Annotated in this window: 18 protein-coding genes; 9 read left to right on the forward strand and 9 right to left on the reverse strand. The window is 60.1% G+C overall.

All coding sequences use genetic code 11. The features are described from left to right. Positions 1-10: 10 nt before the first annotated feature. The 8 genes from accC (at position 11) to coq7 (ending at position 9152) form a co-directional block, all read left to right on the forward strand. Positions 11-1351, forward strand: a complete 1341-nt coding sequence (accC, locus tag ACXAD0_RS00150) for an acetyl-CoA carboxylase biotin carboxylase subunit (RefSeq protein WP_475086313.1) — start codon at positions 11-13, stop codon at positions 1349-1351. Between the two features lie 144 nt (positions 1352-1495). Next, a complete protein-coding gene (prmA, locus tag ACXAD0_RS00155) occupies positions 1496-2377 on the forward strand; it encodes a 50S ribosomal protein L11 methyltransferase (RefSeq protein ID WP_475086314.1) in 882 nt (293 codons plus the stop codon). 120 nt (positions 2378-2497) lie between these two features. Further along, positions 2498-3799, forward strand: coding sequence for a DUF3426 domain-containing protein (locus ACXAD0_RS00160; RefSeq protein ID WP_475086315.1), 1302 nt, complete (start codon positions 2498-2500; stop codon positions 3797-3799). A 172-nt stretch (positions 3800-3971) separates the two neighbouring features. Continuing rightward, entirely contained in the window at positions 3972-4970 is a 999-nt protein-coding gene (gene dusB / locus ACXAD0_RS00165; protein ID WP_475086316.1) for a tRNA dihydrouridine synthase DusB, read from the forward strand. 14 nt (positions 4971-4984) lie between these two features. Then, the gene (gene fis / locus ACXAD0_RS00170; protein WP_475086317.1) at positions 4985-5275 is read left to right on the forward strand and encodes a DNA-binding transcriptional regulator Fis; all 291 of its coding nucleotides are present in this window, start codon (positions 4985-4987) and stop codon (positions 5273-5275) included. A gap of 185 nt (positions 5276-5460) precedes the next feature. Beyond that, positions 5461-7032, forward strand: a complete 1572-nt coding sequence (gene purH / locus ACXAD0_RS00175) for a bifunctional phosphoribosylaminoimidazolecarboxamide formyltransferase/IMP cyclohydrolase (protein ID WP_475086318.1) — start codon at positions 5461-5463, stop codon at positions 7030-7032. A 152-nt stretch (positions 7033-7184) separates the two neighbouring features. Beyond that, complete coding sequence (purD, locus tag ACXAD0_RS00180) at positions 7185-8480, forward strand: phosphoribosylamine--glycine ligase (protein WP_475086319.1); 1296 nt, start codon at positions 7185-7187, stop codon at positions 8478-8480. Between the two features lie 24 nt (positions 8481-8504). Continuing rightward, on the forward strand, positions 8505-9152 hold the full coding sequence (gene coq7, locus ACXAD0_RS00185; protein WP_475086320.1) for a 2-polyprenyl-3-methyl-6-methoxy-1,4-benzoquinone monooxygenase: 648 nt from the start codon (positions 8505-8507) through the stop codon (positions 9150-9152). Positions 9153-9185: 33 nt separating this feature from the next. Here coq7 and ACXAD0_RS00190 read toward each other — a convergent pair whose 3' ends face one another. Continuing rightward, on the reverse strand, positions 9186-9593 hold the full coding sequence (locus ACXAD0_RS00190) for an OsmC family protein (RefSeq protein WP_475086321.1): 408 nt from the start codon (positions 9591-9593) through the stop codon (positions 9186-9188). Positions 9594-9856: 263 nt separating this feature from the next. On the opposite strand from ACXAD0_RS00190, the gene crp reads away from it, so the two are divergent. Further along, positions 9857-10492, forward strand: coding sequence for a cAMP-activated global transcriptional regulator CRP (gene crp, locus ACXAD0_RS00195; RefSeq protein WP_475086322.1), 636 nt, complete (start codon positions 9857-9859; stop codon positions 10490-10492). A 97-nt stretch (positions 10493-10589) separates the two neighbouring features. On the opposite strand, the gene trpC is transcribed toward crp, so the two are convergent. The 8 genes from trpC to ACXAD0_RS00235 form a co-directional block, all read right to left on the reverse strand. Beyond that, positions 10590-11393, reverse strand: coding sequence for an indole-3-glycerol phosphate synthase TrpC (gene trpC, locus ACXAD0_RS00200; protein WP_475086323.1), 804 nt, complete (start codon positions 11391-11393; stop codon positions 10590-10592). Next, entirely contained in the window at positions 11390-12439 is a 1050-nt protein-coding gene (gene trpD / locus ACXAD0_RS00205) for an anthranilate phosphoribosyltransferase (RefSeq protein WP_475086324.1), read from the reverse strand. Before trpD ends, trpC begins: the two co-directional genes overlap by 4 nt. 90 nt (positions 12440-12529) lie before the next feature. After that, positions 12530-13108: an aminodeoxychorismate/anthranilate synthase component II gene (locus tag ACXAD0_RS00210; RefSeq protein ID WP_475086325.1), complete on the reverse strand. Its 579-nt coding sequence runs from the start codon at positions 13106-13108 to the stop codon at positions 12530-12532. Positions 13109-13200: 92 nt separating this feature from the next. Beyond that, entirely contained in the window at positions 13201-14061 is an 861-nt protein-coding gene (locus ACXAD0_RS00215; RefSeq protein ID WP_475086326.1) for an ion transporter, read from the reverse strand. Next, entirely contained in the window at positions 14048-15571 is a 1524-nt protein-coding gene (trpE, locus tag ACXAD0_RS00220; protein WP_475086327.1) for an anthranilate synthase component I, read from the reverse strand. The genes ACXAD0_RS00215 and trpE overlap by 14 nt, the downstream gene beginning before the upstream one ends. Before the next feature lie 243 nt (positions 15572-15814). Beyond that, positions 15815-16489 (reverse strand): ribulose-phosphate 3-epimerase, encoded by a 675-nt coding sequence (gene rpe / locus ACXAD0_RS00225; RefSeq protein ID WP_475086328.1) that lies wholly within the window; start codon positions 16487-16489, stop codon positions 15815-15817. Between the two features lie 77 nt (positions 16490-16566). Continuing rightward, entirely contained in the window at positions 16567-17268 is a 702-nt protein-coding gene (gene murU / locus ACXAD0_RS00230) for an N-acetylmuramate alpha-1-phosphate uridylyltransferase MurU (RefSeq protein ID WP_475086329.1), read from the reverse strand. Between the two features lie 31 nt (positions 17269-17299). Beyond that, the gene (locus ACXAD0_RS00235) at positions 17300-18358 is read right to left on the reverse strand and encodes an aminoglycoside phosphotransferase family protein (protein ID WP_475086330.1); all 1059 of its coding nucleotides are present in this window, start codon (positions 18356-18358) and stop codon (positions 17300-17302) included. Between the last annotated feature and the right edge of the window lie 138 nt (positions 18359-18496).

Consider the following 18496-nt stretch of genomic DNA (forward strand, 5'->3'; position numbering starts at 1 on the left):
TTAAGCCATCATGTTTGATAAAATACTGATCGCCAACCGTGGCGAGATTGCGCTGCGAATCCTGCGCGCCTGTAAGGAGATGGGCATCTCCACCGTGGCCGTGCATTCCCTTGTGGATCGTGACCTTAAGCACGTGCGGCTCGCCGATGAGGCCGTATGTATCGGCCCCAACCCATCTCCGCAAAGCTACCTGAATATTCCATCACTGATCTCAGCGATGGAGATCACCGATGCGATTGCGGTACATCCCGGCTATGGCTTCCTGGCAGAAAACGCCGACTTCGCCGAGCAGGTGCAGAAGAGCGGTTTCACCTTTATTGGCCCCGATCCCGACGTGATTCGCCTGATGGGCGATAAGGTATCGGCGATTGCGGCCATGAAGAAGGCGGGCGTGCCCACCGTTCCGGGCTCCGACGGGCCACTGCCCGCCAACGGCGAGCGCTGCCTGGAGATCGCGCGCAACATCGGTTATCCGGTGATTATCAAAGCCGCAGCGGGCGGCGGCGGTCGCGGTATGCGCGTCGTCCACACCGAAGCGGCACTGCTCAATTCCATCGCGGTGACCCAGTCCGAAGCCAAGGCAGCATTCGGCGACGGCACCGTCTACATGGAAAAATTCCTGCAGAATCCGCGTCACGTGGAAATCCAGGTCATGTCCGATGGACAAGGCAGTGCGATTCACCTGGGCGATCGCGATTGCTCCCTGCAGCGCCGCCATCAGAAGGTGCTCGAGGAAGCGCCCGCTCCGGGTATTCCCGACAAGGTGCGCCGCGAAGTACAGGAATCCTGTGTACAGGCCTGTATCGATATCGGTTATCGCGGAGCCGGGACTTTCGAATTCCTCTATGAGGACGAGCGCTTCTACTTCATCGAGATGAACACCCGGATTCAGGTAGAGCATCCCGTTACGGAGATGGTGACTGGGGTCGACCTGATCAAGGAGCAGATCCGGGTTTGTGCCGGCGAAAAACTGTCCCTTAAGCAGGAAGATATCAAGATTCGAGGTCACGCTTTCGAGTGCCGGATTAACGCCGAAGATCCGAAGACCTTCTTCCCGTGCCCGGGCAAGGTAAACAACTACCATGCGCCTGGCGGCCTGGGCGTGCGGGTGGACTCCCACCTGTACTCCGGCTATTCCGTGCCACCCAACTACGACTCCATGATCGCCAAGGTGATCACCCACGCGGAAACTCGCGAGGAAGCGTTGGCGCGGATGCGTGTGGCCCTGTCGGAATTGGTGGTCGATGGCATTCGTACCAACATTCCGCTGCAGGAAGAGCTGGTGCGTGACAGTGCCTTTGCCGAGGGCTGCGTCAATATCCACTATCTGGAGAAAAAGCTGGGACTCTAAGTCCTGGCAGACACTCTGACCCGCGCCTTCTGACACCGGGAGGCGCGGGAATCCTGCCTGGGGCGCAATCCCACGCTTGCCCTGCCGCCCGCTCCACCGTACCTTAGCCGCCCATTCAACCACGCCATTTCCGAGGTAAGCGCCATGCCATGGCTTCAACTGCGGGTCGACACCAGCCGTGACCAGGCCGAGAAGATCGAGGAAGCCCTGCTGTTTGCGGGCGCGGTTTCAGTCACGCTGCAGGACAATGCAGATCAGCCCATCCTCGAGCCCGGACTCGGAGAAGTCCCCCTGTGGGACCAGACCCGGGTCACCGGCCTGTTCGATGCCGAAGTGGATACCGCGGTTGCCGAAGCCAAGGCCGCCTCGCACCTCTGTGAACTCCTCCCCAACGCTCGCTGGGAACAACTGGAAGACAAGGACTGGGAGCGGGAGTGGATGAGCAACTACAAGCCGATTAAGTGCGGCGAAGGGCTGTGGATTTGCCCGAGCTGGTGTGAGCCTCCCGAGCCGAATGCCGTCAACCTGATCCTAGATCCGGGCCTCGCGTTCGGCACCGGCACGCACCCCACTACCTTTTTGTGTATGCAGTGGCTCGCAGCGGAGCCCCTGGCGGAAAAGAGCATCATCGACTTTGGCTGCGGCTCGGGCATCCTGGGCATCGCGGCCCTGCTGCTGGGTGCCGAGCGGGCCATGGGCACAGATATTGATCCTCAGGCGTTGACTGCAAGCCGGGATAATGCGGCGCGCAACCACCTCGATCCGGAACGCTTCCCGGTCTACTTACCTGAGCAACTGCCTCAGGAAAGCGTCGATGTCATGCTCGCCAATATCCTTGCCGGTCCGCTGGTGGAGCTGGCCCCCACCCTGGTGGGACTGACCAAACCGGGCGGGCGTATCTGCCTGTCCGGGATTCTCGCCTCGCAGGCCCAAGCCGTGCGCACGGCCTATGGCCAGTGGATCGACTTCGACGAAGACGCCATTCAGGAGGACTGGGTGCGCATCAGCGGCACGCGCCGCACCTGAAGGTAGCGAGGCCAGAGCCCGCAACGCGAGTAACCACTCACAAAGGCATCAGAGGCCCCTTGCTCAGAGGGAGCTTCGGCGCCTAAACTTGTCGCCCAACGTTATTTCCGTCAATTCAGCATGTCGCAATTGGTAACCCGCTGCCCACACTGCAGCACCTCATTTCACGTCAGCGAAGAGCAGTTACGCGCCGCCCGCGGTGCGGTTCGCTGCGGCTCCTGCCTGCAGGTCTTCCGCGCCGATGAAAATATCGTTTTCGGGCATGACTTTGAGGAAGACGCCGCGGCAGCCGAGATGACCGTCGACGACGTAGCGGCCACTGGCGATGAGGAGGTCGAGACCGCCCGTGCGACAGACACAGCGGTCAACGAGGACCCGTTCGAGCCAGAGGACGAGCCCACGCCGATCGAAGCCTCTCAGACCGCAGAAGATGCGCCCGCGTTACCGCTCGATCACGACATGGCGGACGACGATGACTTCCTGATCCATGACGATATGGATCTGGGTGACGGTGACACAGCGCCAGAAACACACCGGCCTGCAGCGGACGCCGCCACTCCACCGCCCACGGATGAACCCGCCGGCCTGATTGGCGATGCCTTTGGCGAGACCCAATGGCAGGAGCTGTCCGAGGATGACGACGAAGACCTGCCCGCGCCCCACCAGGATGTACCAGCGCCGTTTTCCACCGAGGAAAATCCCTGGGCGGACGAGATCGGTGATGACACCCCTATCCACGACTTCATCGACGAGCCAAAGCCAGAACCGACCACCGCCTACCGGGAACTTCCCGAGCGCTATCGGGAGGGGACCGGCAGGATCGCCTCAGAGGACACTGATGCCCCCCTGCCAGCCGGCGAGCCGCCGCTGATTCCAGAGGGCGCGCGGCTGATTTCGGCGATTGAGCCGGCACCGGTCCAGATGAGCTGGCAACCCGAGGTGAGCCGACGGATACCGGGCTGGCTGTGGTTACTGCTGGTCCTGCTGCTGATTGCCGGGCTCGCAGCCCAAACGGCGTACTTCCGCTTCGATACGCTGAGCAAGCGCCAGCCATGGCGTGATCTGTATGCGCTTGCCTGTCCACACCTGGGCTGCGAACTGCCCGAGCTGCGCGATGCTGCCGCCATTCGCACCTCCAATCTGGTGGTGCGCAGCCATCCCCAGGTCCGTGGTGCGCTGCTGGTGGACGCCGTGCTGCTCAACACCGCACCCTTCGCTCAGGAATTCCCGGAGCTCACGCTCAGTTTCAGCGATCTGAAAGACCGGAATGTGGCAAGCCGGCGCTTTTTACCCAGTGAGTACCTGCAGGGCGAGCTGGCGGGCAGCCGTGAGATGCCCAGCGGCAGTCCGGTGCATATCGCCATCGAGATAGTCGATCCCGGCAGTGAGGCAGTGAACTACGAGTTGCGTATCGCAGAATAAGCACCAAGGACATGATGAGGGCTGCAAATGGCGCCCTATACGTCAAAACCTGTGCATTCTGCGACCTAAACGCACATGCGACGACCAAATTGAGTGCTTTTTCGCTTTTCCAAGGCCCGACCAACCGCTATTATTACCCGCTCTTTTGACGCCCAATCCTGCGGAGTGCCTCTTGCCCAGTGACCTAGCTATCGGCCCTTACATTATCGGCAACCCGGTAATCCTGGCGCCCATGGCAGGTGTAACGGATCGCCCCTTCCGACAGCTGTGCCGTGAACTCGGGGCGGGGCTGGTTGTGTCCGAAATGGTGACCTCCGACACCCGGCTGTGGAATAGCCGCAAGTCGCGTTTCCGTCTCGACCACACCGGCGAGGCTGGCCCGATCTCCGTGCAGATCGCGGGAGGGGACCCGGAGATGATGGCGGACGCGGCGCGCGAGAATGTGCGGCGCGGTGCGCAAATCATCGATATCAACATGGGCTGCCCGGCCAAGAAAGTCTGCAAGAAGGCTGCTGGCTCGGCGCTGCTGCGCGATGAGCCCCTGGTGGCCGACATCCTCCAGGCGGTGGTCGCCTCGGTCGATGTGCCGGTGACCCTGAAGATCCGCACAGGATGGTGCCCGGACTCTCGCAATGGCGTCAAAGTGGCCAGGATGGCAGAAGATATCGGCATTTCTGCACTGGCCGTTCACGGTCGAACCCGTGCCTGTGGGTACCACGGCCAAGCCGAATTCGATACCATTGCGGAAATCGTTTCCAATGTTGGAATACCGGTTTTTGCCAATGGGGATATAACCGGTGCAGAACGGGCGCGCGAAGTGCTCGACTACACCGGCGCTGCAGCAGTCATGATCGGCCGCGCAGCACAGGGAAGACCATGGATTTTTCGGGAGATTGCCCACTACCTCGCTACTGGCGAGCGGCTGCCCGAACCATCAACGGAAGAAGTCAGGGATATTTTGCTCGCCCATTTGGGCGAATTACACCGTTTCTACGGTGAATTGATGGGGGTCCGTATCGCTCGCAAACACGTGAGCTGGTACCTGAAAACGCTGGATGACAGCGATTCTTTTCGCAAGACCTTCCTCAAGCTTGAGAGCGCAGAAGCACAACATGCCAGTGTTCAAACCTGGTTTGAACGCCGAATAACTAGAGGGGCAAAAGCGGCATGAACAACGAATCACTTATGAAGGATGCATCGGTTGAAGAGGCATCCACTGGGGGACAAACTCAGCTGCAGCAGCCGCAACAACAATCGCTGCGGGATGCCGTTGAGAACGCCATGGAGAACTATTTCCGTCACCTCGACGGCCAGATGGTTACCGATGTCTACGATATGGTGCTATCTGAGATCGAAGCGCCTATGCTGGAAGTGGTCATGAAGTACACCCGCCACAACCAGACCCGCGCCGCTCAATTGCTGGGCCTTAACCGCGGGACCCTGCGCAAGAAACTGAAGCGTTACGGGCTGCTCTAAGCTGCCAATCCGGCAACGCGAGCCGAATACGAGCGAGGGGGGATGAGGCGACTCATCCCCCCTCGCTATTTGCTGGAGGCAGGGAATGCACCGGCGAGGGCTGAATCAGGCCCGGGCCTTTCCCTTCCCTACCCCCTGCCCTGCAATACTGGATTTATTTCGAGAAACCAACGGACTCAAACACTATGACTGACAAGGTTGCGATTCGCCGCGCGCTGATCAGCGTTTCGGACAAGACCGGAATCGTGGAATTCGCCCGGGAGCTCTCCGGCATGGGCGTAGAAATCCTTTCAACCGGCGGCACTCACCGCCAGCTTAAGGAAGCCGGTATTCCGGTGGTGGAGGTCTCTGACTATACCGGCCACCCGGAAATGATGGACGGCCGGGTAAAGACCCTGCACCCGAAAGTCCACGGTGGCATCCTCGGCCGTCGCGGCACCGATGACACAGTCATGAGTGAACACGGCATCCAGCCCATCGATATGGTCGTGGTCAATCTCTATCCGTTCGCCCAAACCGTCGCCAAACCCGACTGCACCCTGCCCGATGCCATTGAGAACATCGATATCGGTGGCCCGACCATGGTCCGTGCAGCGGCGAAAAACCACAAAGACGTCGCCATCGTCGTGAACGCCAGCGATTACGGCAGCATCATTGCCGAGATGCAGAGCGCGGATAGCCAGCTCAGCCACGCAACCCGCTTCGATCTGGCGGTAAAGGCTTTTGAGCACACCGCGGGCTATGACGGTGCGATCGCCAACTACCTCGGTGCGATCAAAGAGGGTGAAAAGCAGCAGTTTCCGCGCACGTTCAACAGCCAGTTCATTAAAAAGATGGACCTGCGCTACGGTGAGAACCCGCACCAGCAGTCAGCGTTCTACGCAGAGGCCAATCCGGCCGAAGCCTGTATTGCCACCGCCGAGCAGCTGCAGGGCAAAGAGCTGTCCTACAACAACATCGCCGATACCGATGCCGCGCTTGAGTGCGTGAAAGCCTTTGATGAACCGGCCTGTGTGATCGTCAAGCATGCCAACCCCTGTGGTGTTGCCGTGGCCGCGGACATCCGCAAGGCCTATGATTTGGCATTTGAGACCGATACCGAATCCGCGTTTGGCGGCATCATCGCTTTTAACCGCGAACTGGATGGCGAAACCGCCAAAGCCATTGTGGAGCGCCAGTTCGTCGAGGTGATTATCGCCCCGAGCATTTCTGCCGAAGCCCGCACCGCGGTCGCCGAGAAAAAGAATGTACGCCTGCTGGCCTGTGGACAGTGGAGCGCCCAGCGCGTACCGGCACTGGATTACAAGCGTGTGACCGGTGGCCTGCTGGTACAGGATCGCGATGACGGCGTCATCACCGCGGCTGACCTGAAGATCGTCAGCCAGCGCCAGCCTACCGAAGAAGAAATTCGCGACCTGCTGTTCACCTGGAAGGTGGCCAAGTTCGTCAAGTCCAACGCGATCGTATACGGCAAAGATGGCCGTACTATCGGTGTGGGCGCCGGCCAGATGAGCCGTGTGAATTCCGCGCGCATTGCCGCGATCAAGGCTGAGCATGCGGGCCTGGAGGTCAAAGGTTCTGTGATGGCGTCCGATGCCTTCTTCCCATTCCGCGACGGGATCGACAACGCCGCCGCAGTGGGCGTTAGCTGTGTGATCCAGCCGGGTGGCTCAATCCGCGACGAAGAAGTCATTGCCGCCGCGGACGAGCACGGCATGGCCATGGTCTTTACCGGTATGCGCCACTTCCGCCACTAATCGGCACCTGCCTGTCAGCGCCGGCCGGCCCTGTTTGCGGGCCGCCGCCGGCGCGCTCCTGCCCTGCCGCACAGACGGACACAAACTGGGGCACAATCCACGCTAGAATACCGGCTCAACTGAATTGGACCGGTCTGAACAAGGGGGAAAGGATGAATATTTTGGTAATTGGCGCTGGTGGGCGAGAGCACGCCCTGGCCTGGAAGGCAGCGCAAAACCCCGCCGTCGACACTGTCTTCGTTGCACCGGGCAATGCCGGCACCGCGCGTGAGCCGAAGCTGCAAAACCTCGCGATTGGCATCGATAACTTTTCTGCACTGGCGGAATTCGCCGAAGAGAATGGTGTTGAGCTCACCATCGTTGGCCCTGAGGCACCCCTGGTCGACGGCATCGTAGATTTCTTCAACAGCCGCGGCCTCGCCATTTTTGGCCCGAGTCAGGCGGCGGCCCAACTGGAAGGCTCCAAGGCCTTTACCAAGGACTTTCTCGAACGCCATCAGATTCCTACCGCGGCCTATCGCAACTTCACCGAGGTAGAACCCGCAGTCGCCTATATCCGCGAACAAGGCGCGCCCATCGTCGTTAAGGCCGACGGCCTCGCGGCAGGCAAGGGTGTAATCGTTGCGGAAACCGAAGAGCAGGCCGAGCTGGCCGTACGCGACATGCTGTCGGGCAACGCCTTTGGCGAGGCCGGCTGCCGGGTGGTCATCGAAGAATTCCTCGCCGGTGAGGAAGCCAGCTTTATCGTCATGGTCGACGGCGAGCACATCCTGCCGATGGCGACCAGCCAGGATCACAAGCGTGTCGGCGACGGCGATACCGGCCCGAATACCGGCGGCATGGGTGCCTACTCGCCGGCACCGGTTGTGACCGATACGGTTTATCAGCGCATCATGGCCGAAGTGATCGAGCCGACCGTGCGCGGTCTCGCGTCCGAGGGGACCCCCTACACCGGCTTCCTTTACGCGGGCCTGATGATCGATGCGGACGGCACACCCAAAGTGATCGAATACAACTGCCGCTTCGGCGACCCGGAAACTCAGCCCATCATGATGCGCCTCAAGTCCGACCTGGTTGCACTGTGCCAGGCGGCGATCGAGAAGCGCCTCGATCAGGTCGAGGCCGAATGGGATACTCGCCCGGCGCTTGGCGTGGTGCTTGCAGCTGGTGGCTACCCGGGCAGTTACCGCAAAGGGGACGCGATTAGTGGTCTGGACCGTGCCGACAGTGACGACGCCAAGGTTTTCCACGCGGGTACCGCACTGGACGGAGAGCGCGTCGTGACCAGCGGCGGCCGCGTACTGTGTGCCACCGCGCTGGGGGATACCGTCGCGGACGCACAGGCCAATGCCTATGAAGCGGCCAAGGCCATATACTGGGAAGGCGTATTTTACCGCAAGGACATCGGCTACCGCGCCGTTGCCCGGGAACGCGGCGAGACCAACTGATCACGAACCAGGAAACCCCGTGGCATGACTGCAAAACGACACCTGACCGGACTGGACCGCCTGTTGCTTCAGGCCGACCGCGCACTGCGCACCCTGAGCCCGGGTGCGCCCAGTCACGCTCGTCCCTCACCCGCCAAAGTGGTGGACGAGGCGCCGATGTCGGACACAGAACGCCGCCATGCCGCGGGCCTGATGCGGGTCAACCATTCAGGTGAAGTCTGCGCCCAGGCGCTCTATCAGGGGCAGGCCCTGACAGCGCGCCTGCCAAAGGTTCGTGGCGAGATGGAAAAAGCCGCGGAAGAGGAGATTGATCATCTCGCCTGGTGCGAGCAGCGCCTGCAAGAGCTGGACAGCCGCCCCAGCCTGCTCAACCCGATCTGGTATGGGTTGAGTTTCGGTATCGGTGCAGCAGCGGGCAAAGTGAGTGACAAAGTCAGCCTGGGCTTTGTCGCGGCAACAGAAGAACAGGTGTGCAAACACCTGGAGAGCCATCTGGAGCGGCTGCCACCACAGGATGAGAAAAGTCGTGCGGTGGTGGAACAGATGCGTGTGGATGAAGAAGAGCATCAACACGCGGCTCTGGAGGCCGGGGGTGCCCGTTTCCCACGACCGGTCAAGGGCCTCATGACCCTCGTGTCACGCCTGATGACATCCGCGAGCTACCGGGTTTAAGGGATCCGGTAGCACGCCCCGGTGCAATCGGGTTTAGATTTCTTCGATGCGGTAGTTATGGACAATCTCCACACCGCCGTTGCGCAGCATGATGGATGCCGAGCAGTACTTATCGGCTGACAGCTCCACGGCACGCGCCACCTGCGCTTCCTTCACACCCTGTCCGGTGACCACGAACGTCATTTCAATGCGAGTAAACGGTGCCGGCGTGGCATCCGGGCGCTCGGCTTTGAGTTCGCACACGCACGATACGACCTTCTGGCGGGCTTTCTGCAGAATCGTGACGACGTCGTAGGAGGCGCAGCCGCCCGCGCCCAGCAGCATCATTTCCATGGGGCGAATACCATTGTTCTTCTCGCCACCTTCCATCACCACCGAGTTACCGCTACCGGCCTCACCTACAAAGGTGACACCGTCAACCCAGCTTACTTTCGCCTGCATGGCCTACTCCTTCGACATTTTTCGGGGCGGCAAGCTTACCACAGTCGGCCAACACCAAAACTGCCGGGGCTGCGCCGGTTGCCAGCCAAATCCCTACGCGATATAAGGGGACTTCACAGGGAGAAAGTGGCGCAGGTCACACTGCGCGGCTTTCCTGTGCCCTGCCCCTGTCGGCAGCGCGTAATAAACGCCATAATCCGGTGGAATTCAGCGCTCCGGCTGGGTGGTTTTCAGGGCACATTCAACCAATGAGGAGTTAACCCGTGACGGTTGCTACCGAGGATCCCATGTCTATCAGCAATATCGAAGACTTTCTGGCCCATTGCCACCGGCGGCGCTACCCCGCCAAAAGCACCATCATTTACGCTGGTGATCGCTGCGAATCCCTCTACTTCATCATGCGGGGTTCCGTAACTGTCCTGATCGAGGATGATGAGGGCCGCGAGATGATCGTCGCCTACCTGAATGACGGCGATTTCTTTGGTGAAATGGGGCTGTTCGACCAGGACACCCGCAGCGCCTGGGTCCGCACCAAAACCGAATGTGAAGTTGCGGAGATCTCCTACACCAAATTCCAGGAGCTGACCCGTCAGCACCCGGAGTTCCTGTTTGCCCTGTCGACCCAGATGGCAGCGCGCCTGCGCAACACCACCCGTAAAGTGGGCGACCTGGCGTTCCTGGACGTGACCGGTCGTGTTGCACGCACCCTGCTCGACCTGTGCAATGAGCCCGATGCCATGACCCATCCGGAAGGCATGCAGATCAAGATTACCCGCCAGGAAATTGGCCGTATCGTGGGCTGCTCCCGTGAAATGGTAGGGCGGGTACTAAAGACCCTGGAAGAGCAGGGGCTGGTCTCAGTCAAGGGTAAGACCATGGTGGTGTTCGGTACGCGCTGACCCAACAGGCACGAGCCAACCACAAAAAAGCCGGGCAAATGCCCGGCTTTTTATTTTGGCTTCGACCCAGGTGCACGCTGCAGGGCAAAGTTCGCCCTCAGTTGAACATCTCCAGCAACCTGCGGCCCGGATCCGTTTCACGCATAAAGGCCTCTCCTACCAGGAAGGCATTCACATCATGCCCGCGCATTGCGGCCACGTCGTCCGTCGTGTGGATACCGCTTTCGGTGACCACGATACGATCATCCGGGATCATATCCAGCAACTGGAAAGTCGTCTCGAGCTGTACGTCAAAGGTATGCAGGTTACGGTTGTTGATACCCACCAGACGGTTGGGGAGCGGCAGGACCCGCTCCAGTTCAGCGCGATTGTGCACCTCAATCAGCACATCCAGACCGATCTCCTGGGCCAGCGCATTCAGGTCAGCCAGCTGTGCGTCATCGAGACACGCTGCGATCAGCAGGATACAGTCCGCGCCGATCGCGCGGGCTTCGTAGATCTGATAGGGGTCGACAGTGAAGTCTTTCCGTAAAACCGGCAAACGCACGGCATTGCGGGCCTGTTGCAGGTATTCATCGGCACCCTGAAAAAAATCTACATCGGTCAGCACCGACAGGCAGGCAGCCCCGCCTTTTTCATAACTGGTGGCGATCTCCGCAGGAATAAAATCCGGACGGATGACCCCCTTGCTCGGAGATGCCTTTTTGATCTCTGCGATCACGGCAGTCTCGCCACCGGCAATTTTCTGCTCGATGGCACGCACAAACCCTCGGCAGGCAGGAGTGGATTCTGCCCGTGTGCGGATGTCCGATTCACTCACCTGCGCCTTGCGCTCGGCAACTTCTTCCCACTTTCGCTCAACAATCTTCTTGAGGATGGTTGGGGTACTGCTACTACTCATTGCTCGACGTCCTCCGGGCGAAACGCACTGGTGAACGCCGCCAAATCTTTCATTTTTTCTCCGGCCAGGCCACTTTCAATGGCGTCCTGTGCCATTGCCACCCCTTGCTCCGCAGTATCCGCTACACCGCTCACATAAATGGCCATCCCCGCATTCAGGGCAATAATGTCAGCGGCTTTCTGTGCGGCGGGCGTGACACGCTTGCCAAGCGCATCCTGAATCAATGCGAGAGACTCTTCCGAGCCACTGACACACAGGCCATCGAGACTCTGGCGAGAAATTCCAAAGTCCTCGGGCCGCAGGATTTTCTCTGTGAGTTCGCCGCCTCTCAGCTCTACGGCGTAGGTATCCGAGGCAAGGCTCACCTCATCGAGACCATCGTCACTGTGCACAACAAGAATATGCTCGGCGCCCAGTCGCTGCAGTACCTCTGCCAGCATCCGACAGTAGCTGCGGTCAAACACGCCGATGACCTGGCGCTCCACACCGGCCGGATTGGTCAGCGGACCGAGCAGGTTGAAGATGGTGCGCATACCCAGCGCCCGGCGCGGGCCGATGGCATGGCGCATGGCGCTGTGATAACTCGGGGCAAAGATAAAGCCAACACCGATATTGTCCACGCAGCGAGCGACCTGTTCCGGCGCCAGCGGTAAATAAATGCCAGCGCGCTCGAGCAGGTCCGCCGCGCCACTACTGGAAGACACGGAGCGATTGCCATGCTTGGCCACGCGGGCTCCAGCGGCCGCAGCAACAAAAGCGGAAGCGCTGGACACATTGAACAGATTCGCGCCGTCACCCCCGGTACCAACGATATCCACCAGGTGCTCCCGGTCGACGTCGATCGGGGTTGCCAGCTCACGCATCACTTCTACGGCACCGGTGATTTCATCTACATTCTCACCACGCATCCGCAGGGCCACCAGCAATGCACCTATCTGAGCATCGTCGGCCTCGCCGTGCATGATCTGTCCCATGACTGCACGCATTTCCGCCTGGCTGAGGTGTACTCCCTCTACCAGCTGGGCAATCGCCTGCTTGATATCCATGTCTTATTCCCCCCGTTGGTTGCCCGCAACCGATGTCATTGTCATTGTCGATGTCGAGTACAGGCTTCAGGTCATAGCGCCAAGCAATGCTCAGCTGTCCAAGAAATTCCTCAGCATATCGTGTCCGTGCTGGGTAAGGATGGATTCCGGATGGAATTGCACCCCCTCAACGGCCAGCTCGCGATGACGCAACCCCATGATTTCATCGATCTCGCCGTCTTCCGTTTCCGTCCAGGCCGTCACTTCAAGACAATCCGGCAGACTGCCCTTTTCGACCACCAACGAGTGGTAGCGGGTTGCCTCCAGTGGATTGGAAAGGTTATGAAACACCCCCAGGTTGTTGTGCACGATTGGCGAGGTCTTGCCATGCATCACCTGCCCCGCCCGCACGACCTTGCCACCGAAGACCTGGCCAATACTCTGGTGCCCCAGGCAAATACCCAGAATCGGCACCTTGCCGGCATAGGTGCGGATCGTCTCAACAGAGATGCCCGCCTCATTGGGCGTGCAGGGGCCGGGGGAGATGACAATACGCTCCGGCTCCAGTGCGTCGATATCTTCTACTGCGATCTCATCATTACGCTTAACCACGACCTCTTCACCAAGCTCCTGCAGATACTGCACGACATTCCAGGTGAAGGAGTCATAGTTGTCGATCATCAAAAGCATGCAAGCCACCAAAGGTCTCGTTGGTGCGCGCATCATAGCACTATCCATCCTGCTCACCGGGGGCGCGCACCCCGGCAAGCGCTGCTCGTTCTTCAGGGACGCTGCGAGGTCACTGACACGGTTTCCTGCTCTTCAAGGCGTTTGTGCAGCCGCGCCAGGGCATCCTGGGTGGCGCGCAGCTCGCGCAGCACTTCGTTATGGCTTGGCGGCAGGCGCAACTCGTCGAGGCGACGCAACTTGGCCTCCTCGAGATTGTTCAGCACCACACCGATAAACAGGTTAATCATCACAAAGGCGCCCATCACCACGAAACTGACGAAGTAGATCCATGCATACGGCATGGCATCCATCGCCGTGTACATGATGTCGGTCCAATCTTCGAAAGTGACAATCCGAAACAGGCTCAACAGGGCAATGGGCAGCGTACGCCAGTGGGTTGGGTCAATTTCCGAAAACAGAAAATAACCGGCCACTCCGTAGATATAGAAGATAATTCCCATCAACAGGGCGATGTGGAACATGCTGGGCAGGCTGCGCAGCAAGGTGTCCACCAGCAGACGCAGTTCCGGGAAGGCCGACACCAACCGCAACACCCGCAGCACGCGCACCAGGCGAGCCAGGGTGGCCAGTGGGCCCGCCGCGGGAATCAGGCTGAGCACAATGATACTGAAGTCGAAGCAATTCCAGCCGCTGGCGAAGTAACGCCAAGGACGCGCGCCCTGGGCCGCGATTTTTACCAGTGCCTCGACAATGAAGGCGCCAAGGATAAATTGGTTGATCCCCGCCAGCAGTGTACCGTAGTGACTACTCACCCACCTTGATGTTTCCAGGCCCACCACCACACCGTTCAGCATGATCAGGGCAATAATGATCTGGTTGAATTGGGGGGCCGCCGCCAGGCGCTGGCACAGCTCGGCAAACCCGCCGCGAGCGGGCGCGCTAACTTCGTTCATGATCCAATACCTCTGCATCATCGCTCGCCCCGGCGTGACTTCCGGTGGCAATTGCGGCGGCGCGAAACAACGCGCGCGCCTTGTTCATGGTTTCATCCCACTCGGATTGCGGCACCGAATCTGCCACCAATCCGGCACCGGCCTGAATATACAGGTGCCCCTGCTTGATCACGGCGGTACGGATTGCAATCGCAGTATCCATGTTGCCGTTCCAGGCCAGATAGCCCACGGCACCGCCATAGATACCGCGCTTTTCCGGCTCCAGCTCGTCGATAATTTCCATCGCACGGATTTTTGGAGCACCGGAAAGGGTGCCTGCCGGCAGCGCCGCACGCAGCGCATCAATGGCCGTCAGCTCAGGCCTGAGCCGACCCGTCACGTTGGAAGTGATATGCATCACGTGGGAATAACGTTCGACCACAAAGCGTTCCGTCACCCGAACACTCCCGGTCTGGGAGACCCGCCCCACGTCATTGCGACCCAGGTCAATCAGCATCAGGTGCTCGGCGATCTCCTTGGGATCCACCAGCAGCTCCTGTTCCAGCGCTGCATCTTCCTCATCCGTAGCACCCCGCTTGCGGGTACCCGCGAGCGGACGCACTGTCATATCGCCGTCTTCGAGATGTACCAAAATTTCCGGACTGGAACCCACCACCTGATGATCTCCCAGATCGAGGAAATACATGTACGGGGAAGGATTGAGGCTGCGCAGGGCGCGGTAAAGATTGAGCGGCGGAGCGGCGAAAGGCGCCGACAGTCTCTGAGACGGCACCACCTGCATCACATCGCCGGCAAGAATGTACTCCTTTACCTTGCCGACACCGGCCTTGAAGGCCTCTTCGCCGAAATGGGACCGGAAAGCGGCCTCATCGAGCCCCTGGCCATCGAGGTCCAGCGGCGGAATATCTTCCGGTAGCGGCTGTGCGAGCTGCGCGACCAGCTCATCCAGGCGGTGCACCGCGCGCTCATAGTCGCCCTCTACTTCCGGGTTGGCATGGACAATGAAGCTGACGGTCCCGGCCAGATTGTCGAACACCACCAGCTCATCGCTGACCATCAGCAGGATATCGGGATTGCCCAGCGTATCCTCGGGCGCAGACTTGGCGAGGCGCGGCTCGATATAGCGCACACAGTCGTAACCAAAATATCCCACCAGGCCGCCATTGAAACGCGGCAAATTGGGCAGTTCCGGCACCCGGTAACGCTCTTTGAAGGATTCGACAAAAGCCAGCGGGTCGGCAACCTCGTGCGACTCCAGCACCTCGCCATCCCGCTCCACCGTCACCTGATGATCGCGGACCTGCAATAGCGTGCGCGCAGGCAAGCCAATGATTGAATAGCGCCCCCACTTCTCTCCCCCCTGCACGGATTCGAACAGGTAGCTGTACTTGCCCGCGGCCAGCTTCAGATAGGTGGACAGGGGGGTTTCGATATCTGCCAGCACACGGCGGACCAGCGGTATACGGTTGTATCCGGCGGACGCAAGCTGGGTGTATTCACTGGGGGTCATAATGACTCCGACTCTGTACGAACTGATGGGTTTCGGTATCGTCGGGCGGCGGGTACTGCAGGTTCCGCCAGCCAGGCAGGGCGACCCGGCGCTGTCGTGTGCGGGTCTAGCGGGTCAGTGGCGCCATCGCCAGCTGTTGATGTGCGGGGGGATACGGATCACGGCTTTGCCTCGTATTGCGAGCACGCAAGTTTACAAACCCGGCCGCGGGCGGGCAAGACCCGCGACCGACGCGTCAGCCAATTAACCGGCCAGGGATGCGCGCATCGCGCGGATGACCTCGGCGTAGTCGTCGGCATTGAAGATCGCCGAACCGGCGACAAAGGTGTCGGCACCCGCAGCGGCAATTTCGGCGATATTGTCCCGCGTGACTCCACCGTCAATCTCCAGGCGGATATCCTGGCCGGAGGCATCAATCAGCTGACGCGCCTCGCGCAGCTTGTCCAGGGTGGCCGGGATAAATTTCTGCCCCCCGAATCCGGGGTTCACCGACATCAGCAACAGCATGTCCAGCTTGTCCATGACATAACGCGCCGACTCGAGGCCAGTGGCCGGATTCAACACCAGGCCCGCTTTGCAGCCCAGGCTGCGAATCAGCTGCAGTGAGCGATCGACATGCCGGGAGGCCTCCGGGTGGAAAGTAATGTAGGTCGCACCTGCATCCGCAAACATGCGGATCATGTCATCCACCGGCTCCACCATCAGGTGTACGTCAATCGGGGCGGTGACGCCGTGCTGGCGCAGGGCTTTGCACACCATCGGCCCGATCGTCAGATTTGGCACATAGTGATTGTCCATCACATCGAAATGCACCCAGTCTGCCCCGGCGGCCAACACGGCATCCACTTCCTCCCCCAGCCGGGCAAAGTTGGCAGAGAGAATGGAAGGTGCAATTTTGAAGTCCGCTTGCTTGGTCATCTGAGATTCCCCGGAATTGGTGTGTATCAATGGTTCGGTATTGTATCGGGTACGATCTGGCGCCGTCCCTCGAGGCGTTATTCTTGTGCCGACAGGCGAGCTTCGAGGCGCTCCAGCCGCTCTGGGGTACCTACGTCGCACCAGTCGCCGCGATAGAGCTCCGCCTGCATGCGATCCTCGTTGTAGGCGAACACCTCTCCCAGTCCGAATCGATCCCGGCGCTTGGGGTAGCCCAGCAGAATCTCCGGGCGCAACCAGCTGATCCCGGAGAACGTGAAACGCGGTGTGGCAGTACCTGACAACAGCCCATTGGCGATCCCGAAGTCCCCCTCGGGGTTGTGCGGCGGGTTCGGCACCATGAGCAGCCTTCCCGGACAGTCGTCCGGTAGCGGCCGATGTAACCACTGCGACAAGTCAAAGTCGCACCAGACATCACCGTTGACGACCAGAAAGGGCGCACTGCCCAGGTGCGGCATGGCCTTGATAATGCCGCCCGCCGTTTCCAACGGCTCACTTTCGTCCGAGTAGATAATCTCGATGCCCCAGCGCTCACCATCCCCGAGATGCGCGCGAATTTTCTCACCGAGGTAGCTGGTATTGATCACCACGCGACGCACACCGATGCGCACCAGTCGCTCCAGCGCATGCTCGATTAACGGCTTGCCCATGAGTGACAGCATTGGCTTGGGCAGGTCATCAGTGAGCGGACGCATACGCCGCCCGAAACCTGCGGCAAGTACCATCGCGGTGGGAATGTTGGAAGAGTGAATTTCAGTCATCAAGCGTTCTGTCGTGTCTCAAACTGCTGCACTACGCGCCGGCAGTACGGTAGTCGCGATACCAGTCCTGTTGTTCAGCCAGCGGTAACAGCGTGCGGCGGAACCAGTCGGAGAAAGGCCGTAGCTCGGAATATGCGTCGGCGACTTCGAGAGCATAGCGAATAACCAGCGGCAAGTCCGGCAGGTAACCCGACTTGCCGTCACGCAGAAACAGCCTCGGGAAAATGCCGAGGACCTTGATATGTCGCTGCAATCCCATCCAGTCGAACCAGCGCAGGAAGGTTTCGGCAGGTACATCGGGGAGGATGCCCGCATCCCGCGCGGCATCGGCATAGCAGAGCGCCCAGCGCTCCACCTGTTCGCGCGGCCAGCGCACGTAACAGTCGCGCAACAGTGAGGCGAGGTCATAGGTCACCGGCCCCCATACTGCATCCTGAAAATCCACCACACCCGGGCGCTCACCTTCCAGCACCATCAAATTTCGGCTGTGATAGTCGCGATGCACGAGCACCTGAGGCTGCGCCGCGGCACTGTCGAGCAGTAGGGAGAAGGTATCACCGAGCATGCGCTCTTCTGCTTCGCTCAAACTGTACCCGAGCAGTTTCTCCGCCAGCCACTCGGGCAGAATACGCATCTCGGTCAGCATCAACTCGCGGCTGTAGGGCGGAAACAATGACTCCTGGTAGGGAATCTGCTGCAAACACAGCAATTCGGTCAGCATCTCGCCGTAAAGGCCCTCGACACTCTCCGCCTGCAGCTCATTGAGCAAAATACGATCACCCAGATCTTCCAACAGCAGGAATCCGTGGCCGGTATCTGCCGCACTGATCATCGGCGTATGAATGCCATGGCGCCGCAGGCAGTCTGCCAGCGCGACAAAACGTGCGGGATTTGTACGCTCTACCGGAGAATCGACCGCAATCATGCTGGGTGTCGTCAACGTGCGGAAATATCGGCGAAAACCCGCGTCACCGGACAGGGGCACCAGCGACAGATCGTCATCGGCCTCCAGGGCGCGCGCTACCCAACGGCGCAGGGCTTCACGCCGCACGTCGGTGCCACCAGATTCGACTGTCGAAGGCTGACTCATTCGCCGTTACTACTCCAATATCCAAGCGCCGCATTGTAACGGGGCCTTGTGCTCCGTCCAGCACACGGGCCACATTTTCTGATCACAGGGCTTCGTCTCGCGCTTTGTGTGTCATCCAGCGATACATTGCAGTAGAAT

The organism is Microbulbifer sp. ABF4_148 (assembly GCF_056158985.1).

Coding starts and splice junctions, on each gene's coding strand:
- rpe (WP_475086328.1), bottom strand. CDS start 16,489: ATGACCAAGCAAGCGGACTTCAAAATTGCACCTTCCATTCTCTCTGCC.
- ACXAD0_RS00160 (WP_475086315.1), top strand. CDS start 2,498: ATGTCGCAATTGGTAACCCGCTGCCCACACTGCAGCACCTCATTTCAC.
- prmA (WP_475086314.1), top strand. CDS start 1,496: ATGCCATGGCTTCAACTGCGGGTCGACACCAGCCGTGACCAGGCCGAG.
- purD (WP_475086319.1), top strand. CDS start 7,185: ATGAATATTTTGGTAATTGGCGCTGGTGGGCGAGAGCACGCCCTGGCC.
- purH (WP_475086318.1), top strand. CDS start 5,461: ATGACTGACAAGGTTGCGATTCGCCGCGCGCTGATCAGCGTTTCGGAC.
- ACXAD0_RS00210 (WP_475086325.1), bottom strand. CDS start 13,108: ATGCTTTTGATGATCGACAACTATGACTCCTTCACCTGGAATGTCGTG.
- trpC (WP_475086323.1), bottom strand. CDS start 11,393: ATGAGTAGTAGCAGTACCCCAACCATCCTCAAGAAGATTGTTGAGCGA.
- ACXAD0_RS00215 (WP_475086326.1), bottom strand. CDS start 14,061: ATGAACGAAGTTAGCGCGCCCGCTCGCGGCGGGTTTGCCGAGCTGTGC.
- trpD (WP_475086324.1), bottom strand. CDS start 12,439: ATGGATATCAAGCAGGCGATTGCCCAGCTGGTAGAGGGAGTACACCTC.
- murU (WP_475086329.1), bottom strand. CDS start 17,268: ATGACTGAAATTCACTCTTCCAACATTCCCACCGCGATGGTACTTGCC.
- coq7 (WP_475086320.1), top strand. CDS start 8,505: ATGACTGCAAAACGACACCTGACCGGACTGGACCGCCTGTTGCTTCAG.
- accC (WP_475086313.1), top strand. CDS start 11: ATGTTTGATAAAATACTGATCGCCAACCGTGGCGAGATTGCGCTGCGA.
- trpE (WP_475086327.1), bottom strand. CDS start 15,571: ATGACCCCCAGTGAATACACCCAGCTTGCGTCCGCCGGATACAACCGT.
- ACXAD0_RS00235 (WP_475086330.1), bottom strand. CDS start 18,358: ATGAGTCAGCCTTCGACAGTCGAATCTGGTGGCACCGACGTGCGGCGT.
- fis (WP_475086317.1), top strand. CDS start 4,985: ATGAAGGATGCATCGGTTGAAGAGGCATCCACTGGGGGACAAACTCAG.
- ACXAD0_RS00190 (WP_475086321.1), bottom strand. CDS start 9,593: ATGCAGGCGAAAGTAAGCTGGGTTGACGGTGTCACCTTTGTAGGTGAG.